Origin of the sequence: Bradyrhizobium sp. sBnM-33 (assembly GCF_032917945.1) — a bacterium.
In the GTDB taxonomy this organism is placed as follows: Bacteria; Pseudomonadota; Alphaproteobacteria; order Rhizobiales; family Xanthobacteraceae; genus Bradyrhizobium.
On record NZ_CP136624.1, the window covers coordinates 3,153,142 to 3,170,143 of the forward strand.

The following is a 17,002-nucleotide window of genomic DNA, read 5'->3' on the forward strand; positions in this document are numbered from 1 at the left end:
ATATTTCGAGCGGCGGTTCCCGGCACCGATCAGGTGCCGCCCATTCGGCCGCGAATCTCCTCGATACCACCGGTGAAATAAAACGCGTCGGCGGGGAGATCGTCGTGACGGCCATCGAGGATCTCCCGGGAGCTACGAAGGGCCTCGGTGCGGCTGACATAGGAGCCCGGCCGTTTCGTGAACGGCTCCGCCACGAAAAACGGCTGTGAGAAGAACGCCTGTAGTTTTCGCGCCCGTTGCAGCGCGACGGTTTCCGCTCCCGCTTGCGGAGTATCTTCCGCGGCGCCCAACAGGGCGATCGCTTCGCGCGCTCGCCGGGCTATATCCAGCTCCTCAGCACCGATCAGGTTGTCGTCCACCAGCCTTGATCTTGTCGTCAACAGGTCGACCCCCGGGTAGTTCTTCTGGAGGATCATGTTGCGCGTGAGATGGATGACGGTATCAATCGATGCGAGCTTGGCCAGCTTCTCTGTCGTCCATGGCTGATGTTCGCCGCCGAGAAAGAACGTCTGCACGGAGCCCACGGTGCCTTCGCTGTACCCTTCCGCCTTCAACGCATCAGCGATTGAACGTTTCTCGTCAAGCGAAGGCGGCCAGATATCGGATGGCGGCGGATAGAGCACGAACAGGGTAACGGGATGAACGCCCTTGCTGATGCGGCGCACGATTTCCTCCATATTGACGGTGATCCCGGTGCCGTATTCACCCGCGATAGCGACGCTGCCGCCGCCGCGGATCGGGCACATCACGTCGATGACCTTGATGCCGGTCTCGACGACTTCATTGGATTGCCGGCCGTCGGTGGTCGCTGCCGCAAGCAGAGGCAGCAGTCGTTCGAGCTGCATGTGATTGATCGGCGCCGTCGCCCGTCGGCGCGCGTTGAGTACGGTGGCGCCGCGCGGCAGCGCGGTCACCGGCGCCGTCGCGATGCCGCGGACAAGGCCGCCGCCTGGTCGCTGCATGACCTGAATGGTGACGCCCTGTTTGCGCGCTTCGTCGCTGACGGTGAGTTCGCTCATGAGATCTGGCGGCGACGCCGGATCGAACAGGGCTTCCACGATGTCGCCATGGGTTTCGATCAAGCGGCCGATGCGGCTGGCGAAATCGTCCGGCAGTCCCTGGGCGTGCAGCGTATCAGTGACCATGGTCAGCATCCTTTGCTTCAGATGGGTGCGGGCGGCGTGCAGGCGATTATTGACGGTCGCGACCGAGAGGCCGAGGAAAGTCGCGACGTCCTGATGCGAACATTCGTGGACGAAGAACAGTGTTGCTGGTTCGCGCAGCGCACCGGGGAGTTCTGAGATCGCGGCGAGAGCAGCCGCAGCCTGGCGGCGCTGCTCGACGATGTGTTCCGCCGTCGGATCGTCGCTTGGAATTTCTTCCGCTTCGGCCATAGGCACGGCATGCAACTGCTTGCGGCGCAACACCCGGAACGCATGATGGCGGACGATGCCGCGGAGCCAGCCGGGAAATGCCCTGGGTTCGTCAAGCGTGGGAAGCGCCGACCAAGCGGCTACGAAGGCCTCCTGAACGATATCTTCAGCCTGCTGGAAATCGCGCACCTGGGCCAGCGCCGAGCCGAAGGCGAAATGCTGGAAGCGTCGCGTCAGGTCGACGAAGGCGCTGACGTCGCCTTCGCGTGCCTTTCGAACCAGTTGCTCGTGATCCATCGCCATGCCCTCTCACCCACAAGGTGCCAGGGAGGGCAGTGTACCTTTAGAACAAATGAAAACAATTTCGAGTGGCTTGCGGCAGGCCAGGCTTCAAGAAATGCAGCTGAGGATCGCTCCGGGCGTGGCGCAAACACGGTGCGCGCCGGCCTCGATCAGCTCGGCCCGGCTACCGTAGCCGTACAACACGCCGACGCCCTTCATGCGGTTGCTCTTTGCGCCGACCATGTCGTGGCTGCGATCACCGATCATCAGCGCCTTGGTCGGATCGACCGATACTTCCTTCAGGGCGTATTCCAGCAGATGCGACTTGTCCACACGGGTGCCGTCGAGCTCGGCGCCGAACACGCGCTCGAAGTGCTTCCGCAAGCCGAAATGGTCAATGATGCGTTCGGCGAACACGTGCGCCTTGCTGGTAGCGACGAACAGCCGGTGGCCGGAGGCGCGGAGCGCCGTCAGCACCTCGTCGATGCCGTCGTATACGCCGTTTTCGTAGAGGCCGATGTCGGAAAATCGCTCTCGGTAGAGCGTCACCGCGCGGTCCGCGGAGTGATCGCCGAGCAACTTCACAAAGCTTGAGCGCAGCGGCGGGCCGATGCACCAGGTCAGTTCGTCCTCGGTCGGAATCGTATGATGATCGAGCCGTTGCAGCGCGTATTGGATTGACCGGGTGATGCCGGGTTTGGGATCGGTCAGCGTTCCGTCGAGGTCGAAATAGATCGCGTCCATGGGCTTCAGTTCGCGTAGCGCGCGGTGAGGTCGCGCGAGATTTTTGAGCCTTCCTCGATATATCTGCGGATCGCGACCGAAGCCGCGGGTGTGCAGGTCCGGTAGGTCTGCTGAAAGCCGTTGTAGCCACGGTTGAAGCCGGCGATCATGCGGGCGCGGCGGTCGCCGGAAGGGGTTTCGGCATCGATCAGCGCCTGCATTTCGTTGCGCCACTTCGCCCCCTCATTGGCGCCGCAAATGCCCCGGAGGTAGTGCAGCGTGCCTAGAATCTCAGCCAGCCGCTGCAGGTCGCCGTCAAACGGCGCAGCCGCGTCCTGGGCGCGTGCGGGGGCCAGGTGGCATGCCGAAATGAGAATGAGGGCGGCGAGGGCGTGTTTGAGCATTTGAGGGCCGATATGCCCCCTCAATACGCCGGAGGCAAGACGTGAGGTGCCGGTAGGGACCCCCTAGACCAGCTTCCGGGCGGCCTCGATGACCTCCAGCAGGCCGCCGGTGACCTTTAGGTTGCCGAGCCCATCCGGCGCCAGCCATTTGAAATCGTCGTGCTCGTCGTTCAGGACCGGCTCCCGGGCCGCCCAGCGCGCCGCGAACGACATAATCACGTAGTGCCCGCCGCCGCCGGCCCCGGGCAGCACCTCGCGCCAGCCGGCCAGGCCCAAAATATCGATTCGCAAACCGGTTTCCTCGTCCACCTCGCGGTGGAGCGCGGCATGCAGGGATTCGCCGAATTCGACCCGGCCGCCGGGGAGCGAGTAGAAGCCCTTTCCCGGCGAGCGGGCGCGGCGGACCAGCAGCACCTTACCGTCGCGGAAGATCGCGCCGCTGACGGCGAGCTGGGGGCGGATCGGCTGGATAGGGGCCAAGGGTGAATCCGGTAAGCGGGGAACTCGCCGGGACCATCATGCCCGATCGGTCCGCGCAGGTCTAATGCAGCCCCGCTCAAGCGAAGCGTGAGGCGGCTAGTTCGACATCACGGCCTCGAAGTCCGCCTCGGCATGGCCGTTGATGACGCCACCAGCCATCGCAACCAGCGGCTTGACCCAGGCGGTGGCCTGTTCGGCCAGCGTGGCGCGGGTTTTGTCCTGCTGGGCTTCGCGCATCGCCTTGCCTACCGCGGTCAGGATCGAGGTCATGGTCGCCGTGAGCTTGTCGAAATCGGCACGGACCTTGGGATCGGCGCCTTCATAAGCCTCGATCGCGAGGTCGCGCGCCTTGAAGTTTGAGGCCCAGAAGTGCTCGGCGTAGGACAATGGGGTCCAGGTGAGAAAATCCTCGGCGCATTCCGGCATGTCCGGAACCATTTCGAGCAGCATGATGGCTTCGTTGAAATGATTCAGATAGTCGGTGGCGAGCCCGGTGCGGGGATTGATGTTGGCGGCGCGCAACTGCTCCGCGCGGGCCTCGTCTATACGGCCCGTCGGTGGCGGCATCATGGGATCGGATCGCACTTCTGTGGCGGCCGTGGAGGTCATCCATCCCACTGTTAACATCTGGGGTTAACACCTATTAAACAGAAGCTTATGTTGGTTAGATAATGTGCGGACGCTTCGTCATCACCTCGCCGCCGGAGGCGCTTCGGCAAATCTTCGGCTATATCGAGCAGCCCAATTTCCCGCCGCGGTATAATATCGCGCCGACTCAACCGATTCCGGTGGTGATTCTGGAAAACGGCGGCCGCCACTTTCGGCTGATGCGCTGGGGCCTGGTGCCGGCTTGGGTGAAAGATCCCCGTAAATTTACGCTCCTGATCAACGCGCGCTCCGAGACGGTTCTCGACAAGCCCGCATTCAAAAACGCCATCAAGCGGCGGCGCTGCCTGATCCCGGCAGACGGCTATTACGAATGGCAGGACGCTGGCGGCCGCAAGCGGCCGTTCTTCATCCATCGCCGCGACGGCCGTCCCGTCGGCTTTGCCGCACTCGCGGAGACCTGGATGGGGCCGAACGGCGAGGAGACTGACGGCGTCGCCATCGTCACCGCGCCCGCGAGCCGCGATCTCGCCACGCTGCATCACCGCGTGCCCGTGACGATCGCGCCTGACGAATTCGAGCGCTGGCTCGACGGCCGCATCCACGACGCCGAGGACGTCATGCCGCTGCTGCGCGGGCCTGTTGAAGGCGAATTCGCCTGGCACGAGATTTCCAGCCGCGTCAACCGCGTGGTCAATGACGATGCGCAATTGCTGCTGCCGATTACGGAGGAGGAGCGTGCGGCGGAGGAGCCGAAGCCTGCGAAGCGAGCTGCGCCGCGTAAGGTGGCGGCGGTGCCGGAGGATGACGGGCAGGGCTCGCTGTTTTGAAGTGGGACTCAACCTGAGTCGTTTCCTCGCAATTCCCTGTCAGACCTCATCCTGAGGAGCGCGTCTTCGCGCGTCTCGAAGGATGAGTGGCACCAGCGGGGCCGCATGGTTCGAGACGCGCTACGCGCTCCTCACCATGAGGGTTATACGGTCGTGCGGTGGGCACGCTGCGCTTTGCCCACCCTACGGTCTACGGTCCTCACTTAAAAATATTCAGCGCTGCGTATTGCAGCAGCATGATCGTCTTGGCGTCGACGATGCGGCCGTCCGATATCATCGCGAGCGCCTGGTCGATCGGCAATTCCAGCACCTCGATGTCCTCGCCTTCGTCGGCCAGTCCACCGCCGTCACCGACCCGCATCGCAGCTTCGTATTCGGCGACGAAGAAGTGCAGCTTCTCCGTAATCGAACCGGGACTCATGAAGGCCTCGAACACCTTGCGCACATCGTGCAATCGATAGCCGATTTCCTCCTCCGCCTCCGTGCGAATCCGATTCTCGGGAGTCTCGTCATCGAGCATGCCGGCGGCGGCCTCGATCATGAGATCGTCGTGACCGGCACGATAGGGCGGCAGGCGGAACTGGCGCGTCAGCACGACGGTGCGGCTTGCGACATTGTACGCCAGCAGCGCTGCGGCATGACCGCGGTCGAAAACCTCCCGCTTCATCGTCTGCCATTCGCCGCTGCCGCGGCGATAGTCGAACTCGACTTCCTCCAACCGATAGTGCCGGTCGGAGAGCACGCTGACGTTCTTGACGCGGACACGATCTGCGAGGCTCATGGCAATCCCTCAGCTCACCGCGGCGGCTCGCGGCCGTCGAGCCATTTCGCGAAGAACAGGATCTGCTGCTCGCCGAATCCGATCGACTGATAGAACGCGGCGACATCAGAGTTTTCCGGCCGCACCAGCAATTGCAGTTTCGGTATGCCCGCCGCGCGCAGCCAGTCCTCGGCCGCGTTCATGATGGCGCGGCCATAGCCTTGCGCGCGGCGATCGGGATCGGTGGCGACGTAATAGACCCAGCCGCGATGGCCGTCATGGCCGACCATGGCGGTCGCGACGATCGCGCCACCCTCGCGGCCGATCAGCACGGTCGAGTTCGGCCCGCGGCGGGCGAGGGCAATGTCGCTGGCGGGATCGTTCCACGGCCGCGTCAGGCCGCAGGCCTGCCACAGCGCGATCCCGGCCGCGACGTCGGCATCCACGATGTCGGTGATGGAGAGCGCAGACACGGGCTTCGTCGCGGGTGCTGTCACAGCACCTTGCCCGGATTCATGATGCCGAGCGGATCGAGCATCGCCTTGATGCCGCGCATCAGTTCGATCGCAACCTTGTCCTTGACGTCGGGCAGTTCGTCGCGCTTGAGCACGCCGATGCCGTGCTCGGCGGAAATCGATCCGCCCATCCGCAGCACGATCGCGAACACCACCTCGTTCACCTCATGCCAGCGCGACATGAAGTCGGCGGTATTGCCGCCGATCGGCTGGCTGACATTGTAGTGGATGTTGCCGTCGCCGAGATGGCCGAACGGCACCGGCCGCGAGCCCGGAATGAGTTTTACAACCGCCGCATTGGCTTCCTCGATGAACGCAGGAACGGCCGCAACCGGCACCGAGATGTCGTGCTTGATCGAGCCGCCTTCCGGCTTCTGCGCCGCCGACATCTCGTCGCGCAGTTTCCAGAACGCGGCGCGCTGGGAGAGATTTGCCGCGATCACGGCATCATCGACGATGCCTTCTTCCATTCCTTTGGCGAGGATCGCTTCCAGCGCGTCACGCGCGTCGTCGCGCGAGGACGACAATTCCATCAGCACGTACCAGGGGTGCTTGGTCGAGAGCGGATCGCGGATGTCGATGCCGTGACGCAGGCTGAAATCGACGGCGATGTCGGCCAGCAATTCGAAGCTGGTCAGGCTGCCGGCGGCCTCATTCTGCGCAATCGACAACAGTTTCAGCGCCTGCGCCGGCGATTGGAGACCGACATAGGCGGTCTCCACTGCACGCGGCTTCGGAAACAGCTTTAGCGTCGCCGCGGTGATGATGCCAAGCGTGCCCTCGGCGCCGATGAAGAGGTTGCGCAGATCGTAGCCGGTATTGTCCTTTTTCAGTTTGGACAATCCGTTCAGGATCCGGCCATCCGCCAGCACGACCTCGAGCCCGAGCGCCATCTCGCGCGCTACGCCATACGCGAGTGCCGCCGTGCCGCCGGCATTGGTGGAGAGATTGCCGCCGATGGTGCAACTGCCCTCGGCGCCGAGCGACAATGGGAACAGGCGATCGACTTCGGCCGCGCGAGCTTGCGCGATCTGCAGCACCACGCCGGCCTCGCACGTCATGGTGTTGGAGGCGGGATCGATCTCGCGGATTTTGTCGAGCCGCCGCATCGACACGACGACCTCGCCATGATGCGGCGTCTGCCCGCCGACCAGGCCGGTATTGCCGCCCTGCGGGACCAGCGCGATCCTGTGTTCGCTGGCGAGCTTGCAGATCGCGGACACTTCTGCCGTCGAACCCGGCCGCAGCACCAGTGGCGAGCGGCCGTGGAACAGGTCGCGTTCCTCGGTGACGTAGGGTGCAATATCGGCGGCATCGGTCACCGCGTATTTGTCGCCGACAATAGCGCGAAATTTTGCGATCAACTCGGCGGGAAGCGGCGGCAGGGAACCTTGCACAGATCCTTGGACAGATCCTTGGACGATATTCATTTTTTTCTCTTTCATTCCCGCCCCACCGCTGCGCGGCGCAGCCGGTCGTTGATGGCTTCGCCCAATCCTTCGTCGGGAATTGCCATCACCGCGATGGTGCGCACGCCTTTGCTGTCGAGCGCGCGAAGATGTCCGAACAGGTTGGCGGCGGCCTCGTCGAGATCGCCGCGCTCCGACAGATTCATCACGCTCGAGGCGGCGTCAATTCCCGAAATTGCTCCGAGGCCAAACGCGAGCAATGCTTCGCCCGGCTCGAGCGCGACGGCATTGAGCCGCACACGCGCGCGCGGCGCGTAATGCGAGGCCAGCATGCCCGGCGCCAGCGGCTGCCCGCTTTCGCTTTGGGCATCCGCCGGCTGCACCAGCGCGCGGCCAAGCACGCGCTCGATCTCGGCGCGCGGCAGGCCGCCGGGGCGCAGCAGCATCGGCGCGTCAAAGCAGCCGACGATGGTCGATTCGACGCCGACCTCGACCGCACCGCCATCGACGATCAGGTCGATCCGCCCCGCGAGGTCGCTCTGCACATGGGCCGCGGTAGTCGGCGAGACGTGGCCCGAGATGTTCGCGGACGGCGCCACAACCGGCCCGCCGAACTCGCGCAGGATGTCGCGCGCCACCGGGTGGGCCGGAATGCGGACCGCAACCGTATCGAGGCCCGCCGTGGCGAGATCGGCGACTGCGCAACCTTCCGTCTTCGGCAGCACCAGCGTCAGCGGGCCGGGCCAGAACGCTTCGGCGAGCGCCGTCGCAGCCGCGTCAAACCGGGCGATTTGCCGCGCGGCGGCGAGATCGCCGACATGGGCGATCAGCGGGTTGAAGGCGGGCCGGCCCTTGGCCTGGTAGAGGCGGGCGATCACGGCCGGATTGGTGGCGTCGGCGCCGAGGCCGTAGACCGTCTCGGTCGGGAACGCCACCAGTCCGCCCGCTGAAAGTGCACGCGCGGCAGCCGCCACGGCGGCCTCGCCGGCGGGCAAAATCTGGGTTTTCAGGCCAACATTCACTGTGATTAATTTCCTTAATTCGGCTGCTTGCGGTCGCCGAAACCCAAGGCTATAAGCCGCGTTCCAAGTCGGAGTGTGGCTCAGCCCGGTAGAGCACTGCGTTCGGGACGCAGGGGTCGCAGGTTCGAATCCTGCCACTCCGACCATCCTTTCAAGTACTTATACTTTCGACGATTTTTGCGCGCAATGAAATGCGCAATGAATTGAAGGAGAACTGGTGGCCGAGTTCGGGGATCACCTTGAGAAGCTTCTTTCCGCTTGGAAGGCATTGCTGCCCGTAATGGCAGTTGTGGCCGGATCGACCTTCTGGTTTGCGAAGACGGTATACGAGCGTGAAATTTCTACGCTGAAGACCGAGCGCGACGGACTGCGGGGCGAGAACACGGATCTTAAGGCGCGATCAAAGTCGGCGGCCCAGCCGCCCATTGCCGAAGACGAAGGCCCGCTGATCTGGTTCACCAACGTCTCGATGGAAGGCGGCCCGCTTTCAGCGCGTAACGTTTTTGCCTTGCGATTTCCCGGAATGAATAAATCGAAAACTGAATTGCGAATCAAATCCGCAGCGATCGTCTCGGCGGTGGACGGAACAAGCCTTCCGCTCGAAATTGTCGCCGGCAACGAAATCGTTCCTCTCGGGAGTGTTGGGAACATCCCTCCCGGCGCACGTGTCGAGTTGGTCGCAAAGTTTGGGCCACCGGATCCCGACAACCCCGGGAAGATTCTTGGACTCGATCCCAAGATGTTTCTTGAGAGATGGCGGGAATTTTCATTCAACGTCGACGATGACAAGCGCAGCTATCGTTTGCCCTATGGCGAAGGTTTTATGGCCGTTTTTTTCCCCAATATGATTGGCCCGCGCGTCATCAAGAAAGACTAGCCGACTAGACTTGGTGCCGCGGCTGCTTGCCCTCGTTTCCGAGCACTGCGGTCCGTATTTCCTCGATAATGCGGATTGTCTTGACCGTATGTTCGGGAGAGGCTGATTTGCCGAACCGAATAGCCACGCTGTCGGCGACCTCAGCAGCTTGGTTGAAGCCTTCCACGATCGAGGGGCGGAGCAATGGGTTCGTCGCCAATTTGGACAGAATCTGGCCGATGATGATGCTCATCGCCAAAGTCTCCGCGTGCAGGGCGTTGATCTCTTCTTCGTAATCCAATTTCAGCTCCTTGATATGTCTAGATAAGACGGTGGGGAGGCGTCGCACTACAGAGGTACGAAGCATAGCTCGAATGAGCCGCCTTATGGCAACTACCGTCTTCCCCTAAACGCCTCTGCTGCCTCTTCCTGAAAATCCGGGTGATGATGGCCGTAGTTTGCCTCTAGCTGTTCCACCGTCATCCCGAGCCAGCCGGCAGCTTCCCACATGTCTACGCCGGCCTGCATCAGCCAGGTCGCCGCTGTGTGGCGTAGTGAGTGCCGGACGACATCATCACCGAGCCCCGCATCCTCCAAAATCCCCTCCCAAGCTGACCTGATCTTGCCGGCAAGCGGCTGGCCGTCGTTCATGCGGTTGACGACGAACCGGATTTGCTCGCCGTTCTCCAGAATGCCAGCCGCGCGCAGCTCGGCCGACCGCGTTTGGTCGATCTTGCGCCAGCGGAGCAGGTGAGGGCGCAGGCGGCTGGCGATCTTTGCCGGAGGGCGCCTCTTCTTGGTCGACCGCTCCAGAGCGCCTTTGCCCTGATAGACCATGGCGTCCAGGTTCATCCAGGGATGCGTGGTAGTGGGGAGCCATTGTGTTCGCCGGATCGTTTCCTCGCGCCGTGCGCTGTAAACGCCAATCAGGCAAAAGCGGGTAGCTGGATAGCGTCGCCGGATGATCCAACGCTCGCGACGCAATAACATGCCATCTTCCTTGCGCTTCCAGGACCCTCGTCCGTTGTCCCAAACGTAGCCGATCGCGGCACCAAGCAGCCGCGCGGCTTCAGTGCGCGTCAGCCAGCGGTGACGGCCTTCGGCCTTGGGAGGCAGGGTAATCTTCGGAACGACGCTCAGCGTGTGCTCCGCGTGGTACGCGTTGACAGCAGCCCGCAAATCCTCGAGCCGCCGCCTCGCGGTTTGATCGGAAACGTTGCCTTGACGTGGCCTAATCCCGGCCTGCCTGTTGTTTTCATTCGGCGTGCCGGTGGACCAGTCTACGAAGTCGCGGCAGAGCTGGCCCCTGAGCTTCCCGACCGTCTTGTCACCGAAGAAGCCATTGAGATCGAGGAGCCGGATGAGCAGCAGATCGTGTTGCGCCCACGCGCGCTTGTCATTTTTGTCCTTGGGGCGTTTGGATATTTCGTAGGCTGTGAGGACGTCGGCTATGGCGAGGACGTCAGGATCGGTTGCGCCGATCGTGGTTGTGTGCCGTCCGCCGATGTAGGTTTCGAGCGCTTTCGCAGCGCCGTCAACGTCGTCGCGGCTGCAGCCTGTGCGGATTTGCCGGCCACGGTCGAGGATGATCCAGGTGTTGTCGTCCTCTCTGAACCAGAGTCGTGGTGGCTTGGCTTTGCGGCCCGGCATGATGGCTTGACCAATTTGCGGATAGAACGAGGCGTGGTCAGATCCTTGCCCGCCACTTTGGCGATTTCAAGAGTCCCAGCGGCCGCTTCCCTGCGCAATGATGATAATGTCAATGGGCCTTCCGGAAAAAACACAGCAGCAGCCTCGATCAGAGTCATTATTTCGTCCTCGCCCCATTGGGCGGGATTGGGCCGTGCTTTAGCGCGGGCGAGCTTGTCGGTGTTACGCTTGCGCATGTTGGGACCCGGTACTCGTGAATTCGCGAGACCTTTGCCTCGGCCGTTCTGTTCAACGTGTACGCGAAATTCGCTCTTCGAGAAGCTTGCTGCCTTGGCGGTGCGGCAATCGGCGACTTCAGAGTACAAATCGGAAGGTCTGTGACTCTTAATCAGCGGGTCCCAGGTTCGAGCCCTGGTGCGCCCACCAAGCTTCTCAGAGACTTAGCGAAGAAAACCGTTTGAGGCGGCCGAACTAAAACGGTTTTTCAAACGGTGTTTTTTGGCAGCCGGCTGACCATCTTCTCCCGACAACGTGATCGGCAGGGGCAGGGCGACAACGCGGCTCGATGACCGGCTTCTTGCCTATTCAGAACCGCCACCGACACCTCGCGCTGGATGCGCGTACCGCCAGTTCGAATCCCTTTCCCTCCGCCACAATATTCCAGGACCTTTTTCTCCGTGCGATGGGATAGGCGCGATTAAGCCCCAGTAACCCGTGTCGTGGAGCAGGAGGGGGTTCGCACAGCTTTCACAGACCCACCTAACGGGTGAGTTATGATCCTGCTTGGAGGGTGCACGCAGGCGTCAACCTTAGATTGGCCGGTCCACGAGTAGGGTTCTTAAAGACGGGAAACTCCCCGCCTAGTCGGTAGTTGACCCTGCTCAATACGACGATGTGCCAGTTTCCTAGGTTTGCGTCGATGCATGTCCGTGCCTCTCCAAGATACAGAGCGCAGGCCTCTTGCTGTTCCACCAAAAGGACAAGGACGTTCAAGTCTTGCTCGGGCACCCGGGCGGTCCGTTCTGGAGCCGTAAGGATCAGGGTGCCTGGACCATTCCGAAAGGCTTGATTGGGCCTAGCGAATCCCCGCTTTCGGCCGCAGTGCGTGAGTTCGCCGAAGAGACCGGCTACCGTCCGGGCGGCGAAGCAATTCCGCTTGGCAGTGCCAAGCAACCAAGCGGCAAGGTCGTCCACATGTGGGCAATTGAAGAGGACTGGGACCCAGCCGATCTTCAGAGCAACACGTTCGAGATGGAATGGCCGCCGCGGTCTGGGCGACGGCAATCATTTCCTGAGATTGATCGCGCGTCCTGGTTTGGCATTGCCGAGGCGCGACTTAAGATCCTGAAAGGCCAAGCAGCGTTCCTGGATCGTCTGTTGGAAACACTCAGTCGGGCTGAAGGCAGCTAGTAGGCCTCGACCACTGGCCGACTGCTTCCATAACATCCCATATCCGACTGATTTCCGTTGCTCGGCGGAAAGCCGACGTGCCGATCGCGCTACGTCGAGGTCCGTTATTTGAACCCAAAGCCGACGAGGGTCGCTGAACAACGGCGCGCCGCGGAGACTCGGCGGTTGTTGTCAGCAGCATCCTATGACACCATCTGAGTACCCAGTTGTTATGAATTCTAGTGCCTATGCCCCGCCGGAAATATGCTTGGGAAAGCCTATCGGATGAGCAGTTGCTCCAGCAGCGCCTCAGTAGTCTGAGGGTTGCGGTCGAAGGCAATTGGCTCGAGGATTGTATCAGCACTCTTTATGAAGAGCTGGAAGAGCGGGACATCCGGCTGCGGCCACATACATGGATATCGAGCGAATGGTTTAGTCCGGCAGATGTGCCCGGCATTGCCATCCCATTCTATCTCACCCATCCCCGCCTGATGAAGCTCGAGAAGAAAATGATGCTCGACGTCGAGGGTGGCACGTGGTCCGAATGCATGGCCATCCTCCGCCATGAGGCAGGCCATGCCATCCAGCACGGCTATCAGCTGCAGCGCCGCCGGCGTTGGCAGCAGCTGTTCGGCCGGTCCTCAAAACACTACCCACGCTACTACCGGCCCAATCCGGCCAGCCGGCAATATGTCCAGCATCTTCGGCTCTGGTACGCACAGAGCCATCCGGACGAGGATTTCGCTGAAACCTTCGCGGTGTGGCTGCGGCCGCGTTCAAACTGGCGGACGCGCTATGCCGGCTGGCCAGCGCTGAAGAAGCTCGAATATGTCGACGAACTGATGGAGGAAATCGCCGGGAAGCGGCCGCTAGTCACGACGCGGGAGCGTGTCGATCCGCTGCATGAACTCAGCCAAACACTCGGCGACCACTATAAAAAGAAGCAGGCGTTCTACGCCTTTAGGCCACCGAAGACTTACGACCGCGACCTCTCTCGGCTCTTTTCCGCCGATCCACGGCATCGCCGGGGGCAGCCGGCTTCTGCATTCATCAGGCGGCACCGCGCCCACTTCAGGCAACTGGTCGCGCGGTGGACGGGCGAGAACCAACTCACGCTTGATGCTGTACTTGACGACATGATCTCCCGCTGCCGAGAGCTCAATCTGCGCGCTGTCGGCTCCGATCGAAAGCTTGTTACTGACTTCACCGTCCTGTTGACCGCCAAGACCATGCACGCGCTGTTCGGTCCTTCGCGGCGAAAGTGGATCGCGCTATGAGACGCCTGCGCGTTCTGGTGCTCATGCATCCGGACTTCGTGCCCCCGGACTCCACCGACGGATACACGGCACGGCAAATCAACGAATGGAAAACAGAATACGACGTCGTGAGCACCTTGCGTGCGGCCGGCCATGATGTTCGCCCGCTCGGTGCGCAGGAGGAAATCAAGCCGGTGCGCGAGGAGATCGAAAGTTTCAAGCCGCACGTGGTGTTCACGTTGCTGGAGCAGTTTCACAACGAGCCCACGTATGACCAGCACGTCGCAAGCTATCTCGAACTGATGCAGATCCCGTATACTGGGTGTAACCCGCGTGGTCTGATCTTGGCGCGCGGTAAGGATCTGTCCAAGACATTGGTGCACCATCGCCGGATCGCGGTGCCGGCCTTCGCCGTATTCCCGATGCGCCGAAAGGTCAAACGCCCAGCGCGTCTTGCGCTGCCGTTGATCGTCAAGAGCCTGAACGAGGATGGATCCCGGGGGATCTCGCAGGCATCCGTCGTCGATACGGACGAGAAGCTCGCGGAGCGCGTCGCCTTCGTCCACGAGCGGATCGGAACCGCCGCGATCGCCGAGCAATATATCGACGGGCGTGAGCTTTATGTCGGCGTGCTCGGCAACAATCGGTTGCGAGTGTTGCCGGTTTGGGAACTGAAATTCGGCACCATGGGCGGCCAGGCCATAGCCACCGAGAAGGTCAAACACGATCCCAGTTATCAGGAGCGCGTGGGAATTGTAGATGGGCCGGCCAAGGACCTTGCGCCGGGGGTACGCGCCCGCATTCAGCGAACAGCGAAACGCATCTACCGAACACTGGGGCTCGACGGATACGCGCGCATCGATTTTCGCCTCTCTGCCGACGGTACCCTGTATTTTATTGAAGCGAACCCCAATCCCGAAATCGCGAAGAGCCAAGAGTTCGCTACAGCGGCAGGGCATGACGGACTTGATTACCTGGGTCTCTTGCATCGCATTCTGGCGCTCGGAATAAGCCGGGCAACCGCCGGCGCATCCATAGGCTGAGACGGGTATGCGGAAGAGGGATTCCCATGCCGATTCATCTATGTCCGGCTGTTCTCGAAGGTCGCAGTTCTGAGGATGTTTTAGCTTCCGATCCGACAACCCAAATTGGGCCCGTTAAGGTCAATCGGGCCAATTCGCCAGGATTGCAACACGATGCCCTTAGCAGACATCCGGCTCAAAAAGGCCCGCAGTGTTTGCAGCACTGCGGGCCTTTTGATGGGCTGGCTGGCTGGCTCCAGCCGCCTGTTCAGATGCGCAGCCTAGCGTATTAGGCCGCCTCGCGACTCCCAGTACGTGGGTGTCCCGTAGTACTGGTGGGTGCGCGTTTCCCAGTCTCGATCCTGCCACGAGTCATCACTGAACTCAGGCGCGTCCCTCAACTGCTGCTCGGTGATATTTGTTCGGAAACCACCAAGCGACGTATCAAATGTTAGAGCGCCCCAAGGGATGGGATAATGGCTGTGGCCTAACCCAACAAATCCGCCAAAGCTCATGACGGCATAGGCCACGCGACCTGACACCTTATCGATGATGAGGTGATCAATCTCACCGATATTCTTTCCATCTGCTCCATAAACCTCGGTTCCATGAATGTCTTCGCTCGAGATGCATTGATGATCCGGATGGGCTGTCGCACGGGCCATGGCCTTCCTCCATCAATAGTGAGTTTGCCGCCTTAACTCGGCCGCTACGGCCTCGTTCCTAATTTCCGAGAACATTTCTCACCCGCAACCCACCAGCCCATCGTCGTCGGCATCCACTCCAAATTCCTCGCCAAGCATCATGGTGTCGGGAAAAAGCGGCAACTTTTTCAAGGCAAACGAATTTAATCTAAGAACGGCATCTTGGAGTCAAAGATGGACGACGATTCTCCTCTGAAGACTGCTGTGCAGCGAACGTGGAACTTGCACTTGGCGACGCACGACGACGTCGACGCCGCCGATCCGCGTCGTTGCTCGCTTGAGAGGTACTTAAGCGGAAAATGGCAAGCTGGTGAAAGCGATCCAGAAGAACTGACGTGCTGCGGCCTTTCTTATCTAGCTCGCTTAGGATCTGAGAGTTGGTGAAGGAGGATGGCAAACTTCGCAAAGGCTCTGATCCGCCTAGCTCTTCGAAGTGCTAGACCCGATTGGACGCTGGGCGCGATGGCAAGTCTCATGGCAGCCGGTATCACCGTCTCGCTGCGATATGCTTTTGGATAAGGGCCTGACCTGAAACTTCACTAAGCAAGGCGAATTATTATCTTAATTGACGGGGATCAAAATGGCGGACACAAACGGCTTGAAACTCATCGGACTTGCTTTTGCAATCGTGACTCTTGCCGTCACTGCAACAGCGGCCGTGGTCGCGATTTGAGATCGCGGCCATGGAATACAAAGCTATTCAATTTGAAATCATTCAAGCGACAATTCCCTTTTGCTGGAAATGGATTGTCTTTCTTGACGCAACCAGAATGCGGACTGGCATCGCACTTACTCGGGCCGACGCGGTATTGGATGCCGAATTTACCATCGACAAAGCGTTGGACAGCCGACGGGCCAGAGGAAACGCGGCGTAAGAGAGGCGGAACATTTTAGTTTTCTTCGGCGTTAGGCAGCGCCGCACTCAAGCGGCTTAGGAGATAACGATGAAGAAACTTTTCACGATTGCTGCTGCTGCGTCGATCCTGGCGACGGCTGCTATTGCGCAGACCACCGTTACCACCACCACCGGCACCGGAAATGCGGCTATTCAAATCGAGCCGCAGTATCGCACCAAGATCAAGAGCTACGTCACTGAGAAGAAGGTTCGGTCCATGACGACACAAGAAAAAATCGTTGTCGGCGCCAAGGTCCCAACCAGCGTTGAACTTGAAGCAGTCCCGGCAGATTGGGGGCCCTCTGTCAGCAGGTATCGCTACGTCTACTCCAATGACCGCGTGATGCTGGTGGATCCCGGCACCCGAACCGTTGTGCACGAGGTCGACTGAACGACCGAACTTTTGGTGATAACGGAAGAGCCCGCGCCGAAATCGGCGCGGGCTTCTTCTTTTTGATACACCTGTCCCTCGCCGATCTTGCGCGCGATACGGTCAGGAGGTTCCCCGCGTGGGTATCGAAGTGAGCACGTCTGACGGACCGACGTTCGAAGCAGTCTATGGGATTTATGGCCCGACCGTTAGCCGCCTCCGCCGCGCGGTTCCCGCGTTTGAATGTCTTCTGTTGGCACTTTTCGGACCTGCCGTTGTCACCTGACGATGTCCGCTTCCGAGGGTAGAGCGAACATCTCTGTCACGAGGCCCGAGTTCCGAAAGGGACGACCCCAAACCGGACGTCGGCCGGTTTCACGGCCCAAATTCGAATGCGTTATCGGCGTAACTGCTGACATTGCCGCGGCGTTCGAGATTGCAAACGTCAACCATGAA

At 61.0% G+C, this 17,002-nt stretch carries 19 protein-coding genes and 1 tRNA gene; 8 read left to right on the plus strand and 12 right to left on the minus strand.

Annotation, left to right across the window (positions count from 1 at the left end):
* Nucleotides 1–29: 29 nt before the first annotated feature.
* The 5 genes from RX328_RS14565 to RX328_RS14585 form a co-directional block, all read right to left on the minus strand.
* Nucleotides 30–1,676 carry a sigma-70 family RNA polymerase sigma factor gene (locus RX328_RS14565; protein ID WP_213252261.1) on the minus strand — a complete coding sequence of 549 codons (1,647 nt, stop codon included), beginning with the start codon at nt 1,674–1,676 and terminating at the stop codon, nt 30–32.
* Nucleotides 1,677–1,763: 87 nt separating this feature from the next.
* A complete protein-coding gene (locus tag RX328_RS14570) occupies nt 1,764–2,399 on the minus strand; it encodes an HAD family hydrolase (RefSeq protein WP_213252262.1) in 636 nt (211 codons plus the stop codon).
* Between the two features lie 5 nt (nt 2,400–2,404).
* Nucleotides 2,405–2,782, minus strand: a complete 378-nt coding sequence (locus RX328_RS14575; protein ID WP_065727355.1) for a TIGR02301 family protein — start codon at nt 2,780–2,782, stop codon at nt 2,405–2,407.
* A 63-nt stretch (nt 2,783–2,845) separates the two neighbouring features.
* Nucleotides 2,846–3,262: an NUDIX hydrolase gene (locus tag RX328_RS14580; RefSeq protein WP_213252263.1), complete on the minus strand. Its 417-nt coding sequence runs from the start codon at nt 3,260–3,262 to the stop codon at nt 2,846–2,848.
* Between the two features lie 96 nt (nt 3,263–3,358).
* Nucleotides 3,359–3,871 (minus strand): hypothetical protein, encoded by a 513-nt coding sequence (locus RX328_RS14585; protein WP_409410812.1) that lies wholly within the window; start codon nt 3,869–3,871, stop codon nt 3,359–3,361.
* Nucleotides 3,872–3,933: 62 nt separating this feature from the next.
* Between RX328_RS14585 and RX328_RS14590 the strand changes: the two genes are divergently transcribed.
* Complete coding sequence (locus tag RX328_RS14590) at nt 3,934–4,698, plus strand: SOS response-associated peptidase (protein WP_213252264.1); 765 nt, start codon at nt 3,934–3,936, stop codon at nt 4,696–4,698.
* A 199-nt stretch (nt 4,699–4,897) separates the two neighbouring features.
* On the opposite strand, the gene RX328_RS14595 is transcribed toward RX328_RS14590, so the two are convergent.
* Genes RX328_RS14595 through RX328_RS14610 form a run of 4 tightly spaced genes read right to left on the minus strand, consistent with a single transcriptional unit; the run spans nt 4,898 to nt 8,404 of the window.
* Nucleotides 4,898–5,479, minus strand: a complete 582-nt coding sequence (locus RX328_RS14595; RefSeq protein WP_213252265.1) for an NUDIX domain-containing protein — start codon at nt 5,477–5,479, stop codon at nt 4,898–4,900.
* Between the two features lie 14 nt (nt 5,480–5,493).
* Complete coding sequence (locus tag RX328_RS14600) at nt 5,494–5,931, minus strand: GNAT family acetyltransferase (protein WP_213252266.1); 438 nt, start codon at nt 5,929–5,931, stop codon at nt 5,494–5,496.
* 20 nt (nt 5,932–5,951) lie between these two features.
* Complete coding sequence (locus RX328_RS14605) at nt 5,952–7,403, minus strand: FAD-binding oxidoreductase (RefSeq protein ID WP_213252267.1); 1,452 nt, start codon at nt 7,401–7,403, stop codon at nt 5,952–5,954.
* Nucleotides 7,404–7,414: 11 nt separating this feature from the next.
* The gene (locus RX328_RS14610) at nt 7,415–8,404 is read right to left on the minus strand and encodes an L-threonylcarbamoyladenylate synthase (RefSeq protein WP_213252268.1); all 990 of its coding nucleotides are present in this window, start codon (nt 8,402–8,404) and stop codon (nt 7,415–7,417) included.
* Nucleotides 8,405–8,473: 69 nt separating this feature from the next.
* On the opposite strand from RX328_RS14610, the gene RX328_RS14615 reads away from it, so the two are divergent.
* Together RX328_RS14615 and RX328_RS14620 are read left to right on the plus strand one after the other, a co-directional pair.
* Nucleotides 8,474–8,550: transfer RNA gene (locus tag RX328_RS14615), tRNA-Pro, on the plus strand.
* A 71-nt stretch (nt 8,551–8,621) separates the two neighbouring features.
* Nucleotides 8,622–9,281: a hypothetical protein gene (locus RX328_RS14620; protein WP_213252269.1), complete on the plus strand. Its 660-nt coding sequence runs from the start codon at nt 8,622–8,624 to the stop codon at nt 9,279–9,281.
* Between the two features lie 4 nt (nt 9,282–9,285).
* Here the strand turns inward: RX328_RS14620 and RX328_RS14625 are convergent, their stop codons facing one another.
* Together RX328_RS14625 and RX328_RS14630 are read right to left on the minus strand one after the other, a co-directional pair.
* Complete coding sequence (locus tag RX328_RS14625) at nt 9,286–9,561, minus strand: hypothetical protein (RefSeq protein ID WP_213252270.1); 276 nt, start codon at nt 9,559–9,561, stop codon at nt 9,286–9,288.
* Between the two features lie 92 nt (nt 9,562–9,653).
* Entirely contained in the window at nt 9,654–10,910 is a 1,257-nt protein-coding gene (locus RX328_RS14630) for a hypothetical protein (protein ID WP_213252271.1), read from the minus strand.
* A gap of 960 nt (nt 10,911–11,870) precedes the next feature.
* On the opposite strand from RX328_RS14630, the gene RX328_RS14635 reads away from it, so the two are divergent.
* The 3 genes from RX328_RS14635 to RX328_RS14645 all read left to right on the plus strand — a co-directional run bounded on the left by RX328_RS14635 (nt 11,871) and on the right by RX328_RS14645 (nt 14,598).
* A complete protein-coding gene (locus tag RX328_RS14635) occupies nt 11,871–12,320 on the plus strand; it encodes an NUDIX domain-containing protein (protein WP_249726490.1) in 450 nt (149 codons plus the stop codon).
* A gap of 272 nt (nt 12,321–12,592) precedes the next feature.
* Nucleotides 12,593–13,576 (plus strand): putative zinc-binding metallopeptidase, encoded by a 984-nt coding sequence (locus RX328_RS14640; RefSeq protein ID WP_249726492.1) that lies wholly within the window; start codon nt 12,593–12,595, stop codon nt 13,574–13,576.
* Nucleotides 13,573–14,598, plus strand: coding sequence for an ATP-grasp domain-containing protein (locus RX328_RS14645; protein ID WP_213252273.1), 1,026 nt, complete (start codon nt 13,573–13,575; stop codon nt 14,596–14,598). Before RX328_RS14640 ends, RX328_RS14645 begins: the two co-directional genes overlap by 4 nt.
* Before the next feature lie 260 nt (nt 14,599–14,858).
* Here RX328_RS14645 and RX328_RS14650 read toward each other — a convergent pair whose 3' ends face one another.
* Nucleotides 14,859–15,242: a PRC-barrel domain-containing protein gene (locus RX328_RS14650; RefSeq protein ID WP_213252274.1), complete on the minus strand. Its 384-nt coding sequence runs from the start codon at nt 15,240–15,242 to the stop codon at nt 14,859–14,861.
* Between the two features lie 722 nt (nt 15,243–15,964).
* On the opposite strand from RX328_RS14650, the gene RX328_RS14655 reads away from it, so the two are divergent.
* Nucleotides 15,965–16,156 (plus strand): hypothetical protein, encoded by a 192-nt coding sequence (locus RX328_RS14655; RefSeq protein ID WP_213252275.1) that lies wholly within the window; start codon nt 15,965–15,967, stop codon nt 16,154–16,156.
* 69 nt (nt 16,157–16,225) lie between these two features.
* Complete coding sequence (locus tag RX328_RS14660) at nt 16,226–16,567, plus strand: DUF1236 domain-containing protein (protein ID WP_213252276.1); 342 nt, start codon at nt 16,226–16,228, stop codon at nt 16,565–16,567.
* The last annotated feature ends 435 nt before the right edge of the window (nt 16,568–17,002 follow it).

Excerpts from the sequence above, each read along its gene's own strand:
- RX328_RS14605 (WP_213252267.1), bottom strand. The coding sequence starts at position 7,403 with ATGAATATCGTCCAAGGATCTGTCCAAGGATCTGTGCAAGGTTCCCTG.
- RX328_RS14645 (WP_213252273.1), top strand. The coding sequence starts at position 13,573 with ATGAGACGCCTGCGCGTTCTGGTGCTCATGCATCCGGACTTCGTGCCC.
- RX328_RS14590 (WP_213252264.1), top strand. The coding sequence starts at position 3,934 with ATGTGCGGACGCTTCGTCATCACCTCGCCGCCGGAGGCGCTTCGGCAA.
- RX328_RS14565 (WP_213252261.1), bottom strand. The coding sequence starts at position 1,676 with ATGGCGATGGATCACGAGCAACTGGTTCGAAAGGCACGCGAAGGCGAC.
- RX328_RS14570 (WP_213252262.1), bottom strand. The coding sequence starts at position 2,399 with ATGGACGCGATCTATTTCGACCTCGACGGAACGCTGACCGATCCCAAA.
- RX328_RS14655 (WP_213252275.1), top strand. The coding sequence starts at position 15,965 with ATGGAATACAAAGCTATTCAATTTGAAATCATTCAAGCGACAATTCCC.
- RX328_RS14585 (WP_409410812.1), bottom strand. The coding sequence starts at position 3,871 with ATGACCTCCACGGCCGCCACAGAAGTGCGATCCGATCCCATGATGCCG.
- RX328_RS14660 (WP_213252276.1), top strand. The coding sequence starts at position 16,226 with ATGAAGAAACTTTTCACGATTGCTGCTGCTGCGTCGATCCTGGCGACG.
- RX328_RS14650 (WP_213252274.1), bottom strand. The coding sequence starts at position 15,242 with ATGGCCCGTGCGACAGCCCATCCGGATCATCAATGCATCTCGAGCGAA.
- RX328_RS14575 (WP_065727355.1), bottom strand. The coding sequence starts at position 2,782 with ATGCTCAAACACGCCCTCGCCGCCCTCATTCTCATTTCGGCATGCCAC.
- RX328_RS14630 (WP_213252271.1), bottom strand. The coding sequence starts at position 10,910 with ATGCCGGGCCGCAAAGCCAAGCCACCACGACTCTGGTTCAGAGAGGAC.
- RX328_RS14595 (WP_213252265.1), bottom strand. The coding sequence starts at position 5,479 with ATGAGCCTCGCAGATCGTGTCCGCGTCAAGAACGTCAGCGTGCTCTCC.